Here is a 785-nt window from a genome sequence, read left to right as displayed (position 1 = left end):
GATCCGGGGGAGCAATTCGCCCCGTAGCGGGGGCATGAACACCAAGCGGCACGCCGTCGCCGATGCGGATGGTCGCCCGATCCGCTTCCTGATGACCGCAGGCCAAGTCAGAGATTACCCTGGCGCGGCGGCCCTGCTGGGCAGCCTGCCAAACGCAGAGTGGTTGCTGGCCGACCGGGCCTACGACGCTGATTTGTTCAGGGCCCTCCCGTGCCCCTTCATTCCTTGATCACGTGCCAAAGGCCGCCCATGCCGTCGCCGGTGGCCTCGCCGGCCTTCTTGTCGCCGGAGAAATAGTACATCGGCTTGCCGTCATAGGCCCATTGCTTGGTGCCATCCTTGCGGTCGACCAGGGTCCAGCCTTCGGTCTTCGCATCCGAGTCTTTGCCCAGATAGGGCGGCCATTTGGTTGCGCAGGCATCGTAGCAGGCAGAAACCCCGCCGGTGTCCTTGTCGAAGATGTAGAGGGTGTTGCCCTTGGCATCCATGATCATCCCGGCCATCGCAGCCAGGGTTGATCCAAGAAGGGTCACGGCGAACAGGGATGTGAACAGTTTTGCGTGTGTCATCGGAAATCTCCCAACCGGCGCAAGGCGCCGCTGACGTCTGGCGGGATCAACCGGCCTAGGATCCGGTCTCGCCAAAGACAGGGGCGAACTGCGCCTGTCAGACCCGAGATTAACAGGGTTCGACCCCGTCCGAATGGGACTTTGGTCTGAACGCATGATCACGATCGCGGGATGTCGCGGGCCGGTCCTCGCCTCGTTGGTGAAAAGGATCTCGCT

The 785-nt window shown here is 62.5% G+C and carries 1 protein-coding gene and 1 pseudogene; one reads left to right on the top strand and one right to left on the bottom strand.

Annotated elements, in window-relative coordinates:
• Positions 1-202 (top strand): annotated as a pseudogene (locus tag AC1DVR_RS23755) (transposase); the annotation flags it as partial.
• A gap of 16 nt (positions 203-218) precedes the next feature.
• On the opposite strand, the gene AC1DVR_RS23750 reads toward AC1DVR_RS23755, so the two are convergent.
• Positions 219-569, bottom strand: coding sequence for a COG4315 family predicted lipoprotein (locus AC1DVR_RS23750; RefSeq protein WP_478003087.1), 351 nt, complete (start codon positions 567-569; stop codon positions 219-221).
• Between the last annotated feature and the right edge of the window lie 216 nt (positions 570-785).

The organism is Rhodobacter sp. P2_H5, from assembly GCF_056403335.1.
The sequence above is the reverse complement of the archived record's forward strand: the minus strand, read 5'-3'. Positions and strand labels throughout refer to the sequence as shown.